Genomic DNA, 314 nt, shown 5'->3' on the forward strand with positions numbered 1-314 from the left:
TTAATCAGGGCGGCTTGAGGTGCAGTTTTGTGATTTTTAATCACCTCTTTTACCTTTTCAATGTGGGCTTTGATTGCTTCCTTGTCCGGTTTGGCGTGGGTTACGAAACCTAGTAATCTACTGACCTTTCCCCCACTTTTTCCGGATACGTGTTTACCTGCAGGATATTGCCTAATATTGAACCCTAGAAAATCAAAACCGGGTGCGACCATTTTTCCATTTACTTCTATTTCTTGAAGTGTGTGACAGATTCTTGTCTTTTCCGGCTTGAGTTGGAGTCCAATGGGCTTTAACCAATCGGAGATGGCAATCTT

At 42.7% G+C, this 314-nt stretch carries 1 pseudogene; it reads right to left on the reverse strand.

What is annotated here, in order from left to right:
- A pseudogene (locus LKE08_RS00360) lies at positions 1-314 on the reverse strand (group II intron reverse transcriptase/maturase); the annotation flags it as partial.

Source organism: Lyngbya sp. CCY1209 (assembly GCF_035615495.1).
GTDB lineage: Bacteria > Cyanobacteriota > Cyanobacteriia > Cyanobacteriales > Microcoleaceae > Limnospira.